The sequence below is a fragment of the Polaromonas sp. genome (assembly GCF_039932935.1).
GTDB lineage: Bacteria > Pseudomonadota > Gammaproteobacteria > Burkholderiales > Burkholderiaceae_C > Polaromonas.
The window spans coordinates 1-18,554 of record NZ_JBDTPB010000124.1 but is presented as its reverse complement, the minus strand read 5'-3'; the positions used below and the strand labels follow the sequence as shown (position 1 = coordinate 18,554).

16 protein-coding genes are annotated in these 18,554 nt (G+C 62.8%); 7 read left to right on the top strand and 9 right to left on the bottom strand.

Features of this window, described 5'->3' with window-relative positions:
• Nucleotides 1-226: 226 nt before the first annotated feature.
• Nucleotides 227-1,216, top strand: a complete 990-nt coding sequence (locus ABI546_RS19495; protein ID WP_348049302.1) for a magnesium and cobalt transport protein CorA — start codon at nt 227-229, stop codon at nt 1,214-1,216.
• 79 nt (nt 1,217-1,295) lie between these two features.
• Here ABI546_RS19495 and ABI546_RS19490 read toward each other — a convergent pair whose 3' ends face one another.
• From ABI546_RS19490 to ABI546_RS19465, 6 genes are all read right to left on the bottom strand, one after another.
• A complete protein-coding gene (locus tag ABI546_RS19490; RefSeq protein ID WP_348049300.1) occupies nt 1,296-2,051 on the bottom strand; it encodes a 5'-methylthioadenosine/adenosylhomocysteine nucleosidase in 756 nt (251 codons plus the stop codon).
• 110 nt (nt 2,052-2,161) lie between these two features.
• Complete coding sequence (locus ABI546_RS19485) at nt 2,162-3,838, bottom strand: long-chain-fatty-acid--CoA ligase (protein ID WP_348049343.1); 1,677 nt, start codon at nt 3,836-3,838, stop codon at nt 2,162-2,164.
• A 177-nt stretch (nt 3,839-4,015) separates the two neighbouring features.
• The gene (locus ABI546_RS19480; RefSeq protein ID WP_348049298.1) at nt 4,016-5,440 is read right to left on the bottom strand and encodes an NAD(P)(+) transhydrogenase (Re/Si-specific) subunit beta; all 1,425 of its coding nucleotides are present in this window, start codon (nt 5,438-5,440) and stop codon (nt 4,016-4,018) included.
• Nucleotides 5,437-5,766 (bottom strand): NAD(P) transhydrogenase subunit alpha, encoded by a 330-nt coding sequence (locus ABI546_RS19475; RefSeq protein ID WP_348049296.1) that lies wholly within the window; start codon nt 5,764-5,766, stop codon nt 5,437-5,439. The genes ABI546_RS19480 and ABI546_RS19475 overlap by 4 nt, the downstream gene beginning before the upstream one ends.
• Nucleotides 5,767-5,838: 72 nt before the next feature.
• A complete protein-coding gene (locus ABI546_RS19470; protein ID WP_348049294.1) occupies nt 5,839-6,954 on the bottom strand; it encodes a Re/Si-specific NAD(P)(+) transhydrogenase subunit alpha in 1,116 nt (371 codons plus the stop codon).
• Nucleotides 6,955-7,200: 246 nt separating this feature from the next.
• Nucleotides 7,201-8,733 (bottom strand): CoA-acylating methylmalonate-semialdehyde dehydrogenase, encoded by a 1,533-nt coding sequence (locus ABI546_RS19465; RefSeq protein ID WP_348049292.1) that lies wholly within the window; start codon nt 8,731-8,733, stop codon nt 7,201-7,203.
• Nucleotides 8,734-8,879: 146 nt separating this feature from the next.
• On the opposite strand from ABI546_RS19465, the gene ABI546_RS19460 reads away from it, so the two are divergent.
• Both ABI546_RS19460 and ABI546_RS19455 read left to right on the top strand, forming a co-directional pair.
• Nucleotides 8,880-9,878, top strand: a complete 999-nt coding sequence (locus ABI546_RS19460) for a LysR family transcriptional regulator (protein ID WP_348049290.1) — start codon at nt 8,880-8,882, stop codon at nt 9,876-9,878.
• A gap of 8 nt (nt 9,879-9,886) precedes the next feature.
• Nucleotides 9,887-10,402 (top strand): NUDIX hydrolase, encoded by a 516-nt coding sequence (locus ABI546_RS19455; protein WP_348049288.1) that lies wholly within the window; start codon nt 9,887-9,889, stop codon nt 10,400-10,402.
• A 147-nt stretch (nt 10,403-10,549) separates the two neighbouring features.
• Here the strand turns inward: ABI546_RS19455 and ABI546_RS19450 are convergent, their stop codons facing one another.
• On the bottom strand, nt 10,550-12,085 hold the full coding sequence (locus ABI546_RS19450) for a glucan biosynthesis protein D (protein WP_348049341.1): 1,536 nt from the start codon (nt 12,083-12,085) through the stop codon (nt 10,550-10,552).
• A gap of 290 nt (nt 12,086-12,375) precedes the next feature.
• On the opposite strand from ABI546_RS19450, the gene mnmA reads away from it, so the two are divergent.
• Nucleotides 12,376-13,596 (top strand): tRNA 2-thiouridine(34) synthase MnmA, encoded by a 1,221-nt coding sequence (gene mnmA / locus ABI546_RS19445; RefSeq protein WP_348049286.1) that lies wholly within the window; start codon nt 12,376-12,378, stop codon nt 13,594-13,596.
• Nucleotides 13,597-13,672: 76 nt separating this feature from the next.
• On the opposite strand, the gene ABI546_RS19440 is transcribed toward mnmA, so the two are convergent.
• Entirely contained in the window at nt 13,673-15,082 is a 1,410-nt protein-coding gene (locus tag ABI546_RS19440; protein WP_348049284.1) for a MipA/OmpV family protein, read from the bottom strand.
• A 245-nt stretch (nt 15,083-15,327) separates the two neighbouring features.
• Here ABI546_RS19440 and ABI546_RS19435 point away from each other — a divergent pair, with 245 nt between their 5' ends.
• Genes ABI546_RS19435 through ABI546_RS19425 form a run of 3 tightly spaced genes read left to right on the top strand, consistent with a single transcriptional unit; the run spans nt 15,328 to nt 17,980 of the window.
• The gene (locus ABI546_RS19435; protein ID WP_348049282.1) at nt 15,328-15,603 is read left to right on the top strand and encodes a DUF4242 domain-containing protein; all 276 of its coding nucleotides are present in this window, start codon (nt 15,328-15,330) and stop codon (nt 15,601-15,603) included.
• A gap of 9 nt (nt 15,604-15,612) precedes the next feature.
• Nucleotides 15,613-17,439 (top strand): BTAD domain-containing putative transcriptional regulator, encoded by a 1,827-nt coding sequence (locus tag ABI546_RS19430; RefSeq protein ID WP_348049280.1) that lies wholly within the window; start codon nt 15,613-15,615, stop codon nt 17,437-17,439.
• 49 nt (nt 17,440-17,488) lie between these two features.
• A complete protein-coding gene (locus ABI546_RS19425; protein WP_348049278.1) occupies nt 17,489-17,980 on the top strand; it encodes a DUF2917 domain-containing protein in 492 nt (163 codons plus the stop codon).
• 62 nt (nt 17,981-18,042) lie between these two features.
• Here ABI546_RS19425 and ssb read toward each other — a convergent pair whose 3' ends face one another.
• A complete protein-coding gene (gene ssb / locus ABI546_RS19420) occupies nt 18,043-18,543 on the bottom strand; it encodes a single-stranded DNA-binding protein (protein ID WP_348049339.1) in 501 nt (166 codons plus the stop codon).
• Nucleotides 18,544-18,554: the final 11 nt, after the last annotated feature.

Genomic DNA, 18,554 nt, shown 5'->3' with positions numbered 1-18,554 from the left:
CAGGCGGTAGATAAACCAGGGATGAAATGCCATAATCGCCGCTTATTCATTACGGAGAAATCCTTGGAAAGCAGCCCTAGTCGCTGGCTTTCAACACCGCAGACTGACGCAGGCTTGTAAAGGCTCACGTTGAAGGGGGTTGAAAGCGATGCCACATCCCACCGCCCTTTACCCTGCAAGGCTCAACAGCCCTTGTGCAGGCTCCTGAATCAATAGGCAGTCAGTCATGCTCAATATTTTCACGCTGGCCAACGGCCGGCTCTTCCAGGAAGAGATCGAATCCCTGGAAGAACTCTCCAAGTTCCAGCCCATCTGGGTGGACCTGGAGTCTCCCACCCTCGAAGAAAAACGCTGGATCAAGCAGTACTACGGTCTGTCCATCCCGGAAGACGCGATGGACGAAGACATCGAGGAGTCCGCGCGTTTTTACGAAGAAGACAACGGCGAGCTGCATATCCGCTCCGACTTCCTGATTGCCGACGACGAAGAGCCGCGCACCGTGCGCGTGGCCTTTATCCTGAACCTGGTGAACGACGACCTCAAAAGCAAGGGCGTACTTTTTTCCATCCACGACGAGGACGTCCCGGTGTTCCGGCTGCTGCGCATGCGCGCCCGCCGCGCGCCCGGCCTGATTGAAGACGCGAAGGAAGTGCTGCTCAAGCTGTTTGACGCAGATGCCGAGTATTCGGCCGATACGCTGGAAGGCGTGTATGTCGAGCTCGAAAAAGTCAGTACACAGGTCTTGTCGGGCGACGTGACCGATGCTCTGGCCGGCGAGGTGCTGGGCGCCATCGCCCGCCACGAAGACTTGAACGGCCGCATTCGCCGCAACATGATGGATACACGGCGCGCCGTCAGCTTCATGATGCGAAGCAAGATGCTCAATGCCGAACAGTTCGAGGAAGCCAGGCAAATTCTGCGCGACATCGACTCGCTCGACTCGCACACCGCCTTTCTCTTCGACAAGATCAACTTCCTGATGGATGCCACAGTCGGTTTCATCAACATCAACCAGAACAAGATCATCAAGATCTTCTCGGTCGCCAGCGTTGCCCTTCTGCCGCCGACCTTGATCGCCAGCATCTACGGCATGAATATGACCTTCCCGGAGCTGCAGCTTCTGGGGCCGGCGGCTTACCCGTATGTGATTGCGCTGATGGTGGCCAGTGCGCTGGTGCCGATGTGGTATTTCAGAAAACGTGGATGGTTGAAATAAAGCCCTGAGCGCTACTGGTCGAAATTTCAAACAAATCTGCCGGCAGCCCAATACAGGCTTGCGCCGGCAGCTATTGAATTTATAGCATAGCCAGCAAGCGCTCTACCATGGCATGCGCGTAAGGACTGGCCACCTCCGCCACAAACCGGGGGAAATCCACGTGCGCGGTGTCATCCGCCCGGTCCGAGATGGTACGCACCGCCGCAAACGGCACGCCGTAGTCGAGGCACACCTGCGCGACCGCGGCGCCTTCCATCTCTACCGCCAGTACCTGGTGGCCAGCGTCTGTCAACGCGGCGTGCAGTGCGGTGGACTCGCTGGTGGCCGACACGAAACGGTCGCCGCTGGCGATCAAGCCCTGGTGGACACGTGCTTGGGGAAATGCCAGGCTGTGGCCGCCGGAAAGCGCCGCCACGGCCGCACTGAACAACAAGGCGGTCAGCGCCGCATCGCCTTCAAACCGCGTCCTGCCATAAAGCGGCACTTCGTAGCGCGGAAACAGCGGCGAAGCATCGAAATCGTGCTGAACGAAATCAGTGGCCACCACAACATCGCCGACGTTCACCCCGGCGCCCAGCCCGCCGGCCACCCCGGTGAACACAATGCGGGACACGCCGAATCGTTCGATCAAGGCGGTGGCCGTGGTGGCCGCGGCCACCTTGCCGATTTTTGACAAGGCCAGCACCACGGGCCGGCCATGCAAGTCGCCCAGCCAGAAATCGCGGCCCGCGTGTTGGACCTTGCGGGGCTGGTGCAGTATTTCCATCAACCCGCGCTGCTCTTCAAGAAGGGCGCTGAGGATGGCAGTCGGGGCGGGTGCATGGAGGGTGGGCATGGGCTGATTTTGCCGACAAAGCGGCCATCAGGTTGGCACAAGCGTAAAAAAGGGCGGCTCGCGCCACCCTCTAGAAAACCTTTACAGGCTCTAAAAACTGGTTGCCGGGCTCACTTCTTGTCGCGGAGTTCGCGGCGCAGGATCTTGCCAACCGGTGTCTTGGGCAGGTCGGCGCGGAACTCGACGACCTTGGGCTGCTTGTAACCCGTGAGGTTGGTCTTGCAGTATTCGCGTACCTGGGCCTCCGTGAGCTCGGGGTTCTTTTTCACGATGACCAGCTTCACGGCCTCGCCGGACTTTTCATCCACTACGCCCACGCAGGCGCATTCCATCACGCCGTCGAGCTTGGCCACCACGTCTTCAATCTCGTTCGGGTAAACATTGAAGCCGCTGACCAGAATCATGTCCTTCTTGCGGTCGACGATCTTGAAGAAGCCATTTTCATCGACCACACCGATATCGCCTGACTTGAAGTAACCGTCGGGCGTCATGACCTTGGCGGTCTCGTCCGGACGCTGCCAGTAGCCGGCCATGACCTGCGGGCCCTTGATGGCGATCTCGCCAGGCTGGCCCTGCGGTACTTCGTTGCCGTCGTCATCGAGCAGCTTGAAGTAAGTGCCGGGAATCGGCACGCCTATGGTGCCCGTGAAGGCTTTGCTGTTGGTCGGGTTGCAGCTGGCAGACGGCGAGGTCTCGGACAGGCCGTAACCCTCGCAGACCGGGCAGCCGGTTTTCTCAAGCCACAGTTTGGCGACCGCGCTTTGCACGGCCATGCCACCGCCCAGCGAAATTTTCAGGTGCGACCAGTCGACCGTGTTGAAGTCGGGGTGGTTGGCCAGTCCGTTGAACAGCGTGTTGACCGCCGGGAAGCTGTTGATCTTGTGCCTGGAGAGCTCTTTGAGCACGGCCGCCAGGTCACGCGGATTGGGAATCAGGATGTTTTTGCTGCCGGTGCGCATGCCCAGCATCATGTTCACGGTGAAAGCGAAGATGTGATACAGCGGCAATGCACACACATAGGTCAGTTGCTCGCTGGCGGGCAAGGTAGCCATCGCAGGGCTGTTCCAGGCTTCGGACTGCAGCACGTTGGCAATCACGTTGCGGTGCAGCAGCACGGCACCTTTTGAAACGCCCGTGGTGCCGCCGGTGTACTGCAGGACGGCCACGTCGTCGGGCTTGATCTCGGGGCGCTTGAGCGTTGCGCGCGTGCCTTGCGCCACCGCGTCGTTAAAGCGCACGGCACCAGGCAGGTTGAAAGCCGGCACCATCTTCTTGACATTGCGCACCACGTAGTTGACCAGCGCGCCCTTGAGCATGCCCAGCTGGTCGCCCATGGCGCAAAGCACGATGTGTTTGACGGGTGTCGCGGCGATGCACTGCTCGAGTGTGTTCGCGAAGTTCTCGATGATGACGATTGCCTTGGAGCCCGAGTCCTTGAGCTGGTGCTCGAGCTCGCGCGGGGTGTACAGCGGGTTGACGTTGACCACCACATAACCGGCGCGCAGGATGGCGGCCACGGCCACCGGGTACTGCGGCACGTTGGGCATCATGATGGCGACGCGGTCGCCCTTGGCCAGGCCCAGGCTCTGCAAATACGCGCCGAAAGCAAGAGACAGGCTGTCGGTCTGACCGAAGGTCACGTCCTTGCCCATGAAGCTGTAGGCCACACGGCTACCGTGCTTCTTAAAGCTTTCCTCCATCAACGCGACCAGCGACGGATACTGGGACGCGTCTATGTCGGTGGGAACGCCCGGCGGATAGGATTTGAGCCAGGGACGGTCAATCACCCCTGCGTTGATCGCTGCATTCATGTTCGTCTTCTCCATTACGTTTTGCTTACTGCCACGAATTCTCATGGCATGCCCTCTTCGTGGCTATTGCGTTTTCCCTAGGAAACCCGGGAAATCAGGAGGGAAGCCCCTCTAATCACGACATGCAGGCGGGCCCAGCAGCGGCCAGCCTGGCTACTCGATCGCCTTGCCCATGTCTTCGATCACCTTCTTGGCGTCACCGAACACCATCATGGTCTTGTCCATGTAGAAGAGCTCATTGTCCAGGCCCGCATAGCCTGCCGCCATGGACCGCTTGTTGACAATGACTGTCTTAGCCTTGTAGGCTTCCAGGATGGGCATGCCATAGATGGCGCTGCCCTTGACGTGCGCCGCGGGGTTCACCACGTCGTTGGCGCCCAGGATGATGGCGACGTCGGCCTGGCCGAACTCGGCGTTGATGTCTTCCATTTCATGCACCTGGTCGTACGGCACTTCGGCCTCGGCCAGCAACACGTTCATGTGGCCCGGCATGCGGCCGGCTACGGGGTGAATCGCGTACTTGACGTTAACGCCCCTGTCGATGAGCTTTTGCGCCAGCTCTTTCACCGAGTGCTGCGCGCGCGCCACCGCCAGGCCGTAGCCCGGCACGATGATTACGGTTTCTGCATTGCCCAGGATGAAGGCGGCGTCATCGGCAGAGCCCGACTTGACGGGGCGTTGCTCTTTGGCGCCTGCGGCGGCAGTGCCGGCCTCACCGCCGAAGCCGCCCAGGATCACGTTGAAGAACGAGCGGTTCATCGCCTTGCACATGATGTACGAGAGGATGGCACCCGATGATCCGACCAGCGATCCGGCAATGATCAGCATGGAGTTGTTGAGCGAAAAACCGATGCCGGCTGCCGCCCAGCCCGAGTAGCTGTTGAGCATGGACACCACCACCGGCATGTCGGCGCCGCCGATCGGGATGATGATCAACACGCCCATGACAAAGGACAGCGCGAGCATGGCGAAGAAAGCCGTCCAGTTGCCGGTCAGCATGAAAGTCACGCCCAGGCCGACGGTGATGAGGCCCAGCACCAGATTCAGCATGTGCTGGCCGGAGAAGGTGACCGGCGCGCCCTGAAAGAGGCGGAACTTGTACTTACCGCTGAGCTTGCCAAAGGCAATCACGGAGCCGCTGAAGGTAATCGCGCCGATGGCCGCGCCGAGGAACAACTCAAGCCGGTTGCCGGCAGGAATCGGCAGACCCTTCGCGACGATGCCGAAGGCATACGGCTCGGCGACGGCTGCAACACCGATGAACACCGCGGCCAGACCGATCATGCTGTGCATGAAGGCGACCAGCTCGGGCATCTTGGTCATTTCGACACGTTTGGCCATCAGCGTGCCTGCGGTGCCGCCCACCAGCAGGGCACTCAGCACATAGACCATGCCCATGGCCTTGCCACCGGAAGTTTCAACGATCAGCGCGCCAGTCGTCAGTACGGCAATCGTCATGCCGGCCATGCCGAAGACATTGCCGCGTATGGACGTGGTGGGATGCGACAGGCCCTTGAGCGCCTGGATGAAGAAGACGGAGGCCACCAGGTACAGCAGCGTGACGATGTTCATGCTCATTTGGACGCTCCTGCATCAGCGGCGGCAGGCGCTTTCTTTTCTTTCTTGCGGAACATCTCCAGCATGCGGCGCGTGACCAGAAAGCCGCCGAAGACATTGACTGCGGCGAGGGCCACAGCCAACCAGCCCATGGTTTTGCCAAGCGGGGTTTCAGTCAGAGCGGCCGCGAGCATGGCGCCCACGATCACGATGGCCGAAATGGCGTTGGTCACCGCCATCAGCGGCGTGTGCAGTGCCGGCGTGACGGTCCACACCACGTGGTAACCCACGTAGATGGCCAGCACAAAAATAATCAGGTTGATGATGGTGGGTGACACTGCATCCATGGTCTTCTCCGTGAGGGGCTGCGCCGGCTTGAGCCCGGCCTATCCAATTAAATCCAATTGATCCCGAATGGGTTATTTCTTCTTCACCTCGCCGCCCTGCGTCATCAGGCAGGCGGCGACGATGTCATCTTCCAGGTCGACATTGAGAGCGCCTTCCTTGGTGATGATGAGCTTGAGGAAGTCGAGCAGGTTGCGCGCGTAGAGCGCGCTGGCATCGGCTGCAACCAGCGCCGGCACATTGGTTTCGCCGATCAGCGTCACGCCGTGCTTGACCACGGTTTTGCCGGCTTCGGTCAGCGGGCAGTTGCCGCCCTGGGGCGCGGCCAGATCAACAATTACGCTGCCGGGCTTCATGGCCTTGACCATCTCTTCGGTGACCAGCACCGGAGCCGCGCGGCCCGGGATCAGGGCGGTGGTGATAACGACGTCGGCCTGCGCCACGCGCTTGGCGACTTCGGCCTTTTGCCGTTCGAGCCAACTGGGCGGCATGGGCTTGGCATAACCGCCCACACCGACGGCGGCTTCGCGCTCTTCGTCGGTTTCGTAGGGCACGTCGATGAACTTGCCGCCCAGGGATTCGACCTGTTCTTTCACACTCGGTCGCACGTCGCTGGCTTCAATCACTGCGCCCAGGCGTTTGGCGGTAGCGATGGCCTGCAGGCCAGCCACACCGACGCCCAGGATCACCACGCGGGCGGCCTTGACCGTGCCGGCTGCCGTCATCAGCATGGGGAAGAAGCGCTGGTATTGCGCCGCAGCCATCATCACGGCCTTGTAGCCGGCAATGTTGGCTTGCGACGACAGCACGTCCATGCTTTGCGCGCGGCTGGTGCGCGGCGCGGCTTCCAGTGCGAAAGAAGTCAGTTTGGCTGTGGCCAGGCGCTGCAGGCCTGCCGCATCAAAAGGATTGAGCATGCCGACCAGCACACCACCGGCTTTGGCCAGCGGCATTTCGCCGTCGAGCGGGCAACGCACCTTGAGCACGATGTCGGCGCCATAAGCGCCCGCCGCGTCGGTGATCTCCGCACCAACGGCCGTGTAAGCCTCATCGGGAACGCTGGCTGCGACGCCGGCACCTGATTGCACACGAACAGTGTGCCCCTGGGCCTTGAGCTTTTTGGCCGTTTCGGGCGTGACGGCGACGCGTGTTTCTCCGGCCGTGATTTCGGCGGGTACCCCAATGAGCATGGGTCTCTCCTCAGTACGTTGGTGTTGGTTTGATGGACGTCAACCCGCAGGCGGGCTTGCGCGCGGGCTGTCTCGGTGTCTGTAGTCTGCGTATCTGCTTTTGTACCTGTCATGAAGCTTACATGAGATTTTTGAATTTTTTGCGGGGGCAGCCTAGAGTTTTTGACCCACGTCAAGACGCCCATAAAAATAGCCCCACCCGCCCTGTGTGGCAGGTGGGGCCACGCGGTCCTGTTCGCCGGTAGGTTACTTGGCCGTCGGCATCACGAACTCGGCGCCCTTGCCGATGCTCTCGGGCCAGCGCTGCATGATGGATTTTTGCTTCGTATAAAAACGCACGCCCTCTTCACCATAGGCATGCATGTCGCCGAAGAGGCTTTTCTTCCAGCCGCCAAAACCGTGCCAGGCCATGGGCACCGGGATCGGCACGTTGATGCCGACCATGCCGACCTGGATGCGGCGGCTGAATTCTCGGGCCACATGGCCGTCGCGGGTGAAGCAGCTCACGCCGTTGCCGAATTCGTGGGCGTTGATGAGGTTCACCGCTTCGGCAAAGTCCTTCACGCGCACACAACCCAGCACAGGGCCGAAGATCTCTTCCTTGTAGATGCGCATGTCGGGGGTCACGTGGTCAAACAGCGTGCCGCCCATCCAGAAGCCCTTGTCGCAGCCCGGGCCTGCCTTGGCGCCCGTGAAGGTGCGGCCGTCCACCAGCAGCTTGGCGCCTTCTTTCACGCCCGTGTCGATATAGCCGGTGATGCGTTGGTGCGCGGCCGACGTGACGATGGGGCCCATTTCGGCGTCGAGCTCCACGCCATTTTTTATGACCAGCATTTTGGCGCGCGCCTCGAGCATGGGCACCAGCTTGTCGGCCACGTTGCCTACCAGCACGGCCACCGAGATCGCCATGCAGCGCTCGCCGGCCGAGCCGTAGCCCGCGCCGATCAAGGCATCCACCGCCTGCTCGAGGTCGGCGTCGGGCATCACAACCATGTGGTTCTTCGCGCCGCCCAGCGCTTGCACGCGCTTGCCGTGGTGCGCGCCGGTTTCGTAGATGTAGTTGGCAATCGGCGTGGAGCCGACAAAGGACACGGCCTTCACATCGGGATGCACCAGCAGCGCATCGACCGCTTCCTTGTCGCCTTGCACCACGTTGAACACGCCGTCTGGCAGGCCCGCTTGCTTGAGCAGTTCGGCCATGAAGAGGCTGGGGCTGGGGTCGATCGGGCTGGGTTTGAGGATAAAACAGTTGCCCGCGGCAATGGCCACCGGGAACATCCACATCGGCACCATCACCGGAAAGTTGAACGGTGTGATGCCGGCCACCACGCCCAGCGGCTGGCGCAGCGTCCAGTTGTCAATGCCGGTGCTGACCTGGTCGGTGAAGTCGCCCTTGAGCAGTTGCGGGATGCCGCAGGCGAATTCGACAATGTCGATGCCGCGTGAGACCTCACCCTGCGCATCGGTGAAGACCTTGCCATGTTCGGCGGTGATCATGTGGGCGAGCTTGTCCTTGTTCTGATTGAGCAGTTCCAGGAACTTGAACATGACGCGCGCGCGGCGCAGCGGCGGCACGTCGGCCCAGGCCGGAAAAGCTGCCTGCGCGGAGGCCACGGCGGCATCAACTTCCGCCGCGCTGGCCAAAGCGACGTGGCCAGACACCGCGCCCGTGGCCGGGTTAAAAACTTCCTGGCTCCGCCCTGAGGACGGAGCGGCCACGCGGCCATTCAGGTAATGACCGATAGTGGCCTGCGAAGCGGCGGCGGGGGATAAAGACATGTCAATCCTTGGAAGTGCAACAGGAACAGGAGGCCGAGCCGGCCGCTGAATTCACCGAGTCTAGGCCTGCGCGATTGATTTGATAATGCGGCAATTTGTGATTACATTGTTCATATAAATGAACAATAGCCACGCAAACCCGCCGCATGTCGTTTGATCAACTCTCCCCCCTTGTGGCCGACCTCCACCTGTTAACGGTTCTGGCCGCCACCCGCAGCTTCACCGAGGCGGCGCGCCGGCTCGGAATCTCCAAGGCGTCCGCCAGCATGCGCATCAGCGAACTTGAACGCGCCGCCGGTGTCACCTTGGTAAGGCGCACCACGCGCTCCGTGGGCCTGACGGAAGCCGGCCAGCAACTGGTGAACGACATGCAACCGGCTTTCAGCCGCATCAGCGAGAGCTATTCCGCCGTCAGGGATCTGGTGGGCACGCCGCGCGGACTGATCCGCGTGACAGCACCGGTCGCGCTGGGGCGCCAGCATCTGGCGCCTTGCGTCGCGGCCTTCCTGAAGCGCTACCCGGAAATCCACATCGAACTGGAACTCACCGACCGCTTTGTCAACCTTGCCAATGAGGGCTTCGACCTGGCGATACGCCACACCAACGCGCCGCCCGAGACCCATGTGGCGTGGGTGCTGTGCGAGACGCGTTCCATCCTGCTGGCCAGCCCCGACTACCTGGCACGGCGCGGCTTGCCGTCTCAACCGGCCGAGCTGGCATCGCATGATTGCCTGCTCTACCTGGGCAACCACCAGGCCGCCACCTGGACGTTTGTACGCAACGGCAAGCGCAAGTCCCGGGAGCAAATCGGCGTGAACGTCTCCGGCACGCTCAAGGCCAACAACAGCGAGGTCTTGCGTAAAGCCCTGGTGGCGGGCCTTGGGATCGGCCTGCTGCCGGATTTCAGCGCACCAGTGAACAATCTGCCTGGCGACAAACCAGCCCTGATACGGGTTCTGCCGGACTGGCAGGTGCAAGGTTTTTTTGGCGAACGCATTTACGCCCTCAGGCCCTGGTCACCGCAGGTGCCCAAGGCGGTGCAATGCCTGGTGGCGCATTTGCGTGAGAGTTTCGCCGCCGGATTTTTGCCGGGTGACAGCGCCGCGGCTGCCTTGTCGGCAGCCGGTCTTCAAGGCCACGGATAATCCGGCCCATGATTAAACGATGGAAGCCCAGCGTCACGGTCGCTGCGGTGATTGAAAAAGAGATCGACGGCGTCTCCAGGTTCCTGCTGGTTGAAGAGGAAACGCGGGACGGCCTGAAGTTCAACAACCCCGCCGGCCACCTCGATCCCGGCGAAAGCCCCTTCGAGGGTTGCGTGCGCGAGACGCTGGAAGAAACCGCCTTCCACTTCGTGCCCACCGCCATTGTGGGTGTCTATCTCTCCCGCTTTGAGCGGGCCATCGCCGGCCAGGAAGAATCCGAAGACATCACCTACCTGCGCTTCGCGTTTTGCGGCGAGCTAGGCGAGCACGTGCCAGGCCAGGCGCTGGATGAAGGCATTGTGCGCACGGTATGGCTGACGGCAGATGAAATAAGAGCAAGCGCCCACATGCACCGAAGCCCCCTTTTGCTCACCTGCCTGGAAGACTACCTGGCCGGCAAGCGCTACCCGCTTGATTTGGTGACCACGGATGCCAGCGTGCATGCACCGCTAAGCCAGCGGTAGGAAACCATGGGCTTTTGAGGTGGCAGGCGCTATGCCATCTGCCATCTGCCATCTGCCATCTGCCATTTGCGTTGGCATGACCACGGCCATGGATGATTGACGGGTGCCAACGGCGCACCCGTTTTTCGCCGACAGCCAGCGCAGGTCTCAATAAAAGATCCGCTGCGCCACAGGCGGTGGCGTCCATTGGTACAGCCAGGTCTCCGTCAATGACTGGCCGTCGACCTGCAAATGCATGCGCAGGTTAATGGGTGCCGTGCTGTCGCCATCGGGGCGCACGTCGAACATGGCACGCCACCCCTTGATGGCGTCCAGCGGCCGGGCCGACACCAACTCAACCGTGCCGCGCGAAGCGGTGACCACGGCTTTGACCTGGGCTCCCGGGTTCAGTAACGCAAAGTCGCCGCCTGCAAAATCGACCGCAAACCGCCATGTGTAGGCCGTGCGCTTTTTCCCCACCACCCCGCCAAGGCCGGTGCGTGTAGCCACGCAGCGCGCCAGCGGTATTTGCACAGCGGGCGGCTGGCCACCCCAGTGCAGCCGGTAGGAAAACAGCAATTCCTGCCCCGCCTGCGGTTTGTCCCTGGGGTTCCAGAAGGCCACGATGTTGTCAAAAGTTTCGTCCACGGTCGGAATTTCCACCAGCTGCACCGAGCCTGCGCCCCAGCCCGCTTTGGGCTCGACCCACAGGCTCGGGCGTTTTTCGTAGAACACGCCGTCGTCCTGGTAGTGGTCAAAATTCCGGTCGCGCTGCATCAGGCCAAAGCCGCGCGGGTTGTCGTCCTGGAAGGCGTTGAACTGCAATTGCGCCGGATTGGTCAATGGGCGCCACAGCCATTCGCCCGTGCCGCTGTGCATGGCCAGGCCATCTGTGTCGTGGATTTCGCCGCGCCAATCCCAGCCCATGCGTTTGTCGTTTTCGCCGGTCTGAAACATGCTGGTGCACGGTGCGATGCCCAGGCGGGCGATGGTTTTACGCAGGTACAGTGCCACGTCCAGGTCCATGATCTGCGTGTCGCCCGGCGTGATCACAAAGCGGTAGGCACCACTGACACTCGGTGAGTCCAGCAGGGCGTACACGGTCAGTGAAGCTGATTTCGGGTCGGGCTTTTCGAGCCAGTAGCCGATGAAATCCGGAAACTCCTCCGGGAAAGTTTGCGCCGTGTCGATGGCCAGGCCCCGTGCCGACTGGCCATACTGCCATTCGCCGCCCACCGCGCGAAAATAGCTTGCGCCGAGGAACGCCGCCACGTCACGCACAGGATCGGTATGAAAATTCAGGCGGAAGCCGGCAAAACCAAGATCGGCGGGCAGTTTGTCGCCCCGCACGCCGCTTTTCCCGTAATCAAACATCGCCGGGTCATAAGCCAGTTCCTGCGCCTGGCCGTTGCTCACTTCGTGCATACGCACAGGCGCCTTGAAATACAGGCCGAGGTGGAAAAACTTGGCCACAAAGCGCAGCTTGTCATCGCCCCACAAGGCATGGTCGTCCCGAAAGCGAATGGCTTGGTGCTGGTCCCAGGTCAAGTCCGAAATACCGGCCGGCAACACCGTTGACCGTGACTGGTAGGGTTTGGCCGCCAGGTCGCGCGCCTGGCCCTTGAGCACCGCGTAGTCGAAGGGCTGAGCCTTGCCCACGGGTTGAAGGCCCGCAGCCTGGGCCAGCGACGAAAGCCATGGCAGCCCGGTGGCCACGCCGGCCGCCGTGATGGCCTGACCGGAGCGAGAAAGGAATTGACGTCGTTGCAAAGTGGCGGGTCCTGCAAAAATGGGAGCATTTCATTGTGCTGGAAATATGCTGGAAACGGCTGCGATGGCGCAGTGCAGCCATCGACAATAGTCCGAATGGCTCCGTAAACCCGGTGGGTGGCCGGCGCCTGAGGCGCACCGGCAGAAGGCCGCAGGCCGCATGGCCAGCAGGGCCGGAAGGCTAGCGGCAGGCACAAAAACGTTCGTCTTTTTACAATGGCGCCATGGGCAACCCACAAATCAACGCACACAGCCACGGCGACAAGCGGCAACGGATCGTCGTCGGCCTGAGCGGCGGGGTCGACTCCGCCGTCACCGCCTGGCTGCTCAAACAGCAAGGCCACGAGGTCATCGGCATCTTCATGAAGAACTGGGAAGATGATGACGACAGCGAGTTTTGCTCGTCCAACATTGACTTTGTCGACGCCGCCGCCGTGGCCGACGTGATCGGCATCGAGATCGAGCACGTCAACTTCGCCGCCGACTACAAAGACCGCGTCTTCGCCGAATTCCTGCGCGAATACCAAGCCGGCCGCACCCCCAACCCCGACATCCTGTGCAACGCCGAGATCAAGTTCAAGGCGTTTTTGGACCACGCAATGCGCCTGGGCGCCGAGAAAATCGCCACCGGACACTATGCGCGGGTGCGCCAGAACGAAGCCACAGGCCTGCATGAATTGCTCAAGGGCCTGGACCCGGCCAAAGACCAGAGCTACTTTTTGCACCGACTGAACCAGGCGCAGCTGTCAAAAACGCTGTTTCCGGTAGGCGAGCTGCACAAGACCGAAGTGCGGCGCATTGCCGACGAAATCGGCCTGCCGAACGCGAAGAAAAAAGACTCCACCGGCATCTGCTTTATCGGCGAGAGGCCTTTCCGCGAATTTTTGAACCGCTACATCGCCAAGGAGCCCGGCCCCATCAAAAACGACAAAGGCCGTGTGCTGGGTGAGCATGTAGGGTTGTCGTTTTATACGTTGGGCCAACGCCAGGGCTTGGGCATAGGCGGCGTGAAAGCTCGGGGCGCCGAACTCAAGGCTGTGCAGGCGCGCGGCCAGCGCGGCGTGGGTGAACATGCGCCCTGGTTTGTGGCGCGCAAGGACCTGGACACCAATACGCTGTGGGTCGTGCAGGGCCATGAGCACCCGTGGTTGCAGTCAACCGTTGTCAGCGCACAGGATTGCAGCTGGGTGTCGGGCGAAGCGCCAGCGCAAGGCGCGATGGCGGCCAAGACACGCTACCGTCAGGCCGATGCGGCCTGCATGTTGCGCGAGGCCACGCAGGGCGAATGCGAACTGGTGTTTTCGCAGGCGCAGTGGGCCGTGACGCCGGGGCAATCGGCCGTGCTGTACCAGGGCGACGTTTGCCTGGGCGGCGGCGTCATTGCCGCAAGCAACGTCCAGAACCGCGTGGCCCCGGCAAGCGCTGCGGCGATGGCTGCGCTCTGATTTTTTTAATCGAATCGACCTTCAGCCCAATCAGGACGGGCGCGAGCAGCTATTAAAAAAATAGCGGCGCGCCAACTCAGAGCGCCGTCTCGATGTAGCTGTAGATGTAGTTGGAGCCGCCGTTGACATTGCCCAGCAGGCGCGACGAGCCAAAAATGCCGGAGCGGTGCGACACACCAAAGCCGATATAGGTGTCCTTCAGCGGGCGGTAACCGATCAGGTCGCCCAGGCTGACGTCGATCGTCGGGTCCAGGTAATTGAGCATGCGGGAGGCGGGCTTGCCGCTGGCGGACTGGCTGGTGGCCTCAATGTAAGGGACCCGCTGCGCCATCGAAACGCCCACACCCAGCCCCAGGCGCGTCTTGACCCGGTCGCTCCACGGAAAGCCTGTGTAAACGGCCTTCATGAACAGGTCCAGTTGCGCGCCGTTGGCCTGCAGGCCCCGCTCGTCGTGGTGGGTCAGGCCCACATAGCCGATGAAGTCGAGCGGCCAGCCGTTCACGTTGTTCAGGAACGGTTTGCCCACCTGGATGCCGGTGATGCGGGTGGAGTTGGTTTTGGCCGTCGACAGGCACTGCGCCGTGATGATCTTGGCCAGGTGGCAGCCGTCTTCGGTCGATTTGCCGTAGAGCAGTTTGAAGTAGGTCGGCGAATTTTCCTCGGCCCACTCGTGCTTGTGGCCGCCAAAGTCATAGGCGGCGCCAATGTAGACGGCGGGCAACACGCCTTTTTGCACGATGGGGCTGTTCTTTGTCTTGCTGTCCAGCAAGGTGGCCGAGACGCCGGCCAGCAGGCGCCAGCGCTCTGTAAGGTCATAGGAGCCATACAGGCCCAGCGAGGTCTGGATGCCCGCGCCCGGCGCATACGCGGGCCGCCCGGCGGTTGCCTCGCCGGCCTGCACGCCGTAGTAATAGTTGTTGAGCTTGGCATCGCGCACGCCTACGGTCAGGCTGGGGCGCAGCATCCACGGGCCGGAGCGCCAGTCATAGGTGTAGCCGATGCGGAACTCGTTGCCCTTGTAAATGTTGCTGACGTCGTGCACCAGCTCGGCTTGCAGCGTCCCCCAGGGCTGGCGCCAGCGGTAAGCCAGGCCCAGATCAATGGCGGAATCGCGCGGCGACATGCCGGCGAGGCTCGCCGGCACGCGCTCCGTCGGGAAGCCCTCCAGGCGCTGCTCGATAAAAAGGTCCAGCCGCTGCTCATTGCCGTTGAGCAGCTTCACGCCACCGCGGTTGGCATGCAGGAAAAGTCGCTCTCCTTCATACAGGTAAAGCGGCAGCAAGTCGTAGCGCGTGCCGGCATCCTTGTAGGGCGAGCGCTCAATACGCGTCACAAAACCCAGCCCCGCACTGCCGGGCGTTGAAAGAATGTCGGTCAGGGGCTCGGTGTTGCCGCCCGCCAGGACCGGCGACAGGGCGCAAAGGCCGCTGACGACGAGGGCGGACCCCAAGAGAAGGCTGCGTGACGGGGAAGAAAGATTCAGCATGGTTTTTTTATGAGGAAAGCTACTGGGACGGGGGCCGCAGCCGGCCATGGCGCGGCAGACACGCTCCGATGCTATCCATGAATGGCACTTTCTCATCCGTCCAACTTGTAAGCAAACAGGCACACAGGGACTAGGCCAACATCCTTTTCGCGGCGATCGCCCGGATCGGTGGGCGTTTTCCTCACACGCTGGCTCACACGTACACTGCCTATCTTCGGGTCTCCACTAACTTAACGGAGCCTGCTATGCCTAAATTTGTGATCGAACGCGCTATCCCCGGACTAGGGGCGCTGAAGCCCGCCGAGCTGCAATCCATCTCCCAGAAATCCTGTGGCGTGCTGCAGGAAATGGGGCCCGATGTGCAGTGGGTGCAAAGCTACGTGACGGGCGGCAAGATGTACTGCATCTATCGCGCGGCCAACGAAGACCTCGTGAGGGAGCATGCGCGCAGAGGCGGCTTCCCGGCGAACTCCGTCGCGCAGATCACCTGCGTCATCGACCCCACCACCGCTGAAGCCTGAGGCCCGCTGGTGAATCCGCAAGCGCCCAACGATCCGCCAGCGCAGGGGCTTGCTATTCACCTGCTGGGTCCGCCCCGCGTGGAGCGCGGCGGCAAGCCCTTGCCAGCGCCGCGCGGGCACAAGGTCTGGGGCCTGCTCGCCTATCTGGTTCGCAGCGACGCACCGGTCAGCCGCAAGCACTTGGCGGGCCTGCTGTTTGAAGACGCCGAGGACCCGCTGGCCGCCTTGCGCTGGAACCTCAGCGAGCTGCGGCGCCTGCTAGGCATCGCCGATTTGCGCGGGGAATTGCTGGCATTGCCGCTGGAGGCGGCGAGCTATGTCGACCTCAGAGTGGTGCTCTCGGGAAGCTGGGCGCAAGCCCTTTGCGTGCCTGGCCTGGACAGCGAACTGCTGGAGGGGATGAATTTTTCTGGAAGCCCCGCTTTCGAAGTTTGGCTCGCCACCGAGCGCCGCCACCTTCAGGCGGCGGCAGAAGCCGTGCTGCGCGAAGCCGCGCTGGCCCGTCTCGCTGCGGGCGCCATGGCTGAAGCGGCCGGGCTGGCCGGGCGCCTTGTGCGGCACAACCCGCTGGACGAGAACTACCAGGCGCTGCTGGTGCGCAGCCTTGCGGCCGCAGGCGATGGCGTGGGCGCAGCGCGCCAGGCGGCAGCGTGCCGTGAACTTTTCCAGCGCGAACTCGGGGTGCAACCCGGCGCCACGCTGGATGCCGCCATGCGCACGGTCACGGCCGTGCCCACCGCGCGACCCGCCACCGGGCGCGCCGCGGCGCTGGCGCAGCTCGAAGCCGGCGAAGCGGCCATCGGCGCCGGCGCGCTCGATGCGGGCTTGCAATGCCTGCGCCGCGCCATCGTTGAGGCCGACGCCACGGGCGATGCGGCGCTGCGTGCCCGTGCCCGCGTGGCGCTGGGCGGCGCGCTGGTGCATGCCGCCCGGGGGCGCGACGAAGAAGGCGCCACGGCGCTCCACGAGGCGCTGGCGGTCGGCCAGGATGCGTCGCCGGCCCTTGCCGCCGCCGCTTGCCGGGAGCTCGGCTACGTTGAATTTCTACGTGGGCGCTATGAGCGCACGCTGGCGTGGCTGGAGCGCGCAGCACCGTTGGCCGCAGGTGACTACGCCGAGCAAACACGCATCGCCATCGTGCACGGCGCCGCGCTCAGCGACACCGCACGCTACACGGCCGGCATCGGCCTGCTGCGAGAGGCCGAGACGCTGGCCACCGCCGCCGGCGACACGAGGCAGCTCGCCTACGCGCTGTCGATGCTGGGGCGTGCGTTGTTGCTGCACGGCGATCTCGATGCCGCCGGCGACGCACTGGACCGATCGGAGGCTTTGGCGCGCCAAGGCTGGACCGCCTTTGTGCCGTGGCCGCAGTCGCTACGGGCCGAAGTTGACCTGATGCGCGGCGACGTGGACGCCGCTGCGAACCGTTTTGAACATGCGTTCGCGCTCGGGTGCCAGATCGGTGACCCCTGCTGGGAGGGCATCGCCGGCAGGGGCCTGGGGTGCGTCGCCATCGCGCGGGGTGAACCGCAACACGCGGTTGAAATCCTCGTCGATGCCGTTGCCCGGTGCGTTCGCCTGCCCGACGCCTATCTGTGGGGTAAGGGCTATGCGCTTGACGCCCTGTGCGGTGTGGCGGTTGCACACGCCATGCCCCAAGCTTCGGCGTGGATCAACGACATGCAGGGCCTGGCCGCGCGCAGCGGCATGCGTGAACTGACGGTGCGCACCTACCTTCACCGGGCGGCACTCGGCGACAGTGCCAGCGCCGCCGCGGCCCGGCTGCTCGCCGGCCAGATCGACAACCCCGCGTTGCACGCGCTTGCCGGGCTTTAACACCGGTGACGGCACTGCCTCAAGCACTGCAACCTTCAAGAGACTGATCATGACCACGAATGCGAACCTGAAACGCGGAGCGAACGCCCCCGTATTGCACGGCGGAACCCGGCTGCTGGCACCTGGCCAGGCGCTACGCCTGCCCCGGGCGGGCGGCGAACTGACGGTGTTGCGAGGCCGGCTGTGGCTCACGCGCAATAACGACCTGGGCGATCACTTCATCGACGCGGGACAACGCGTGTGGCTGGACGCGGGCGAGAACGCTGTGGTCGAAGCGGCAGGAAGGAAGCAAAGCGCAAGCCTGCACTGGGAGCCCTGCCGCCAAGGCTTCCTCAACGCCCTGCTCGCCAGGCCGTTGAATGGCGCGGCCTTTCTTGCCCTGCTGGCGGCCCGCGGCTTCATGGCGCTGGGGCAAAGCGCCGCAGCGGGCGCCAGGCGTGCGCGCGGGCGTCGTGAGACCAGCGACTGCAACGCCGTGGTCATCGCGCTGGAGCGTCGCGGCGTGGTGCGGTCCACTTTCGCGAAAGGCCAACTCCCATAAAAAAAGCCCGTTTCTCTCTCGAAAAACAGGCTCTTACCAACAAAAAATAAGTTTTATGGGTTCTAAAACGGAATATCGTCGTCCATGTCGTCAAAGCCGCTGGCAGCTTTGGAGGCTGCAGGGGCCTGCCGGGGTGCGGCCGCAGCCGGCGCGCGTGCGGGAGCCGACTGTCGCGGCGCTTCGTAGCCGCCTCCACCGCCGTCGTCACCGCCAGGGCCGCCCATGCCTTGACGGCTGCCCAGCATCTGCATCTGGTCGGCGCGGATTTCGGTGGTGAATTTTTCCTGGCCATCCTTGTCGGTCCACTTGCGTGTGCGCAGGCTGCCTTCAACATAAACCTGCGAGCCTTTGCGCAGGTACTGGCCGACGATTTCAGCCAAGCGGCCGTTGAACACCACGCGGTGCCATTCGGTGGCTTCTTTCATTTCACCGCTTTGCTTGTCTTTCCACTTGTCGGTGGTGGCAATGGTGACGTTAGCGACCTGGTCGCCGCTCGGGAAAGTGCGCATTTCGGGGTCGCGGCCCAGATTGCCGACGACGATGACTTTATTGACGGATGCCATGAGGTGTTCTC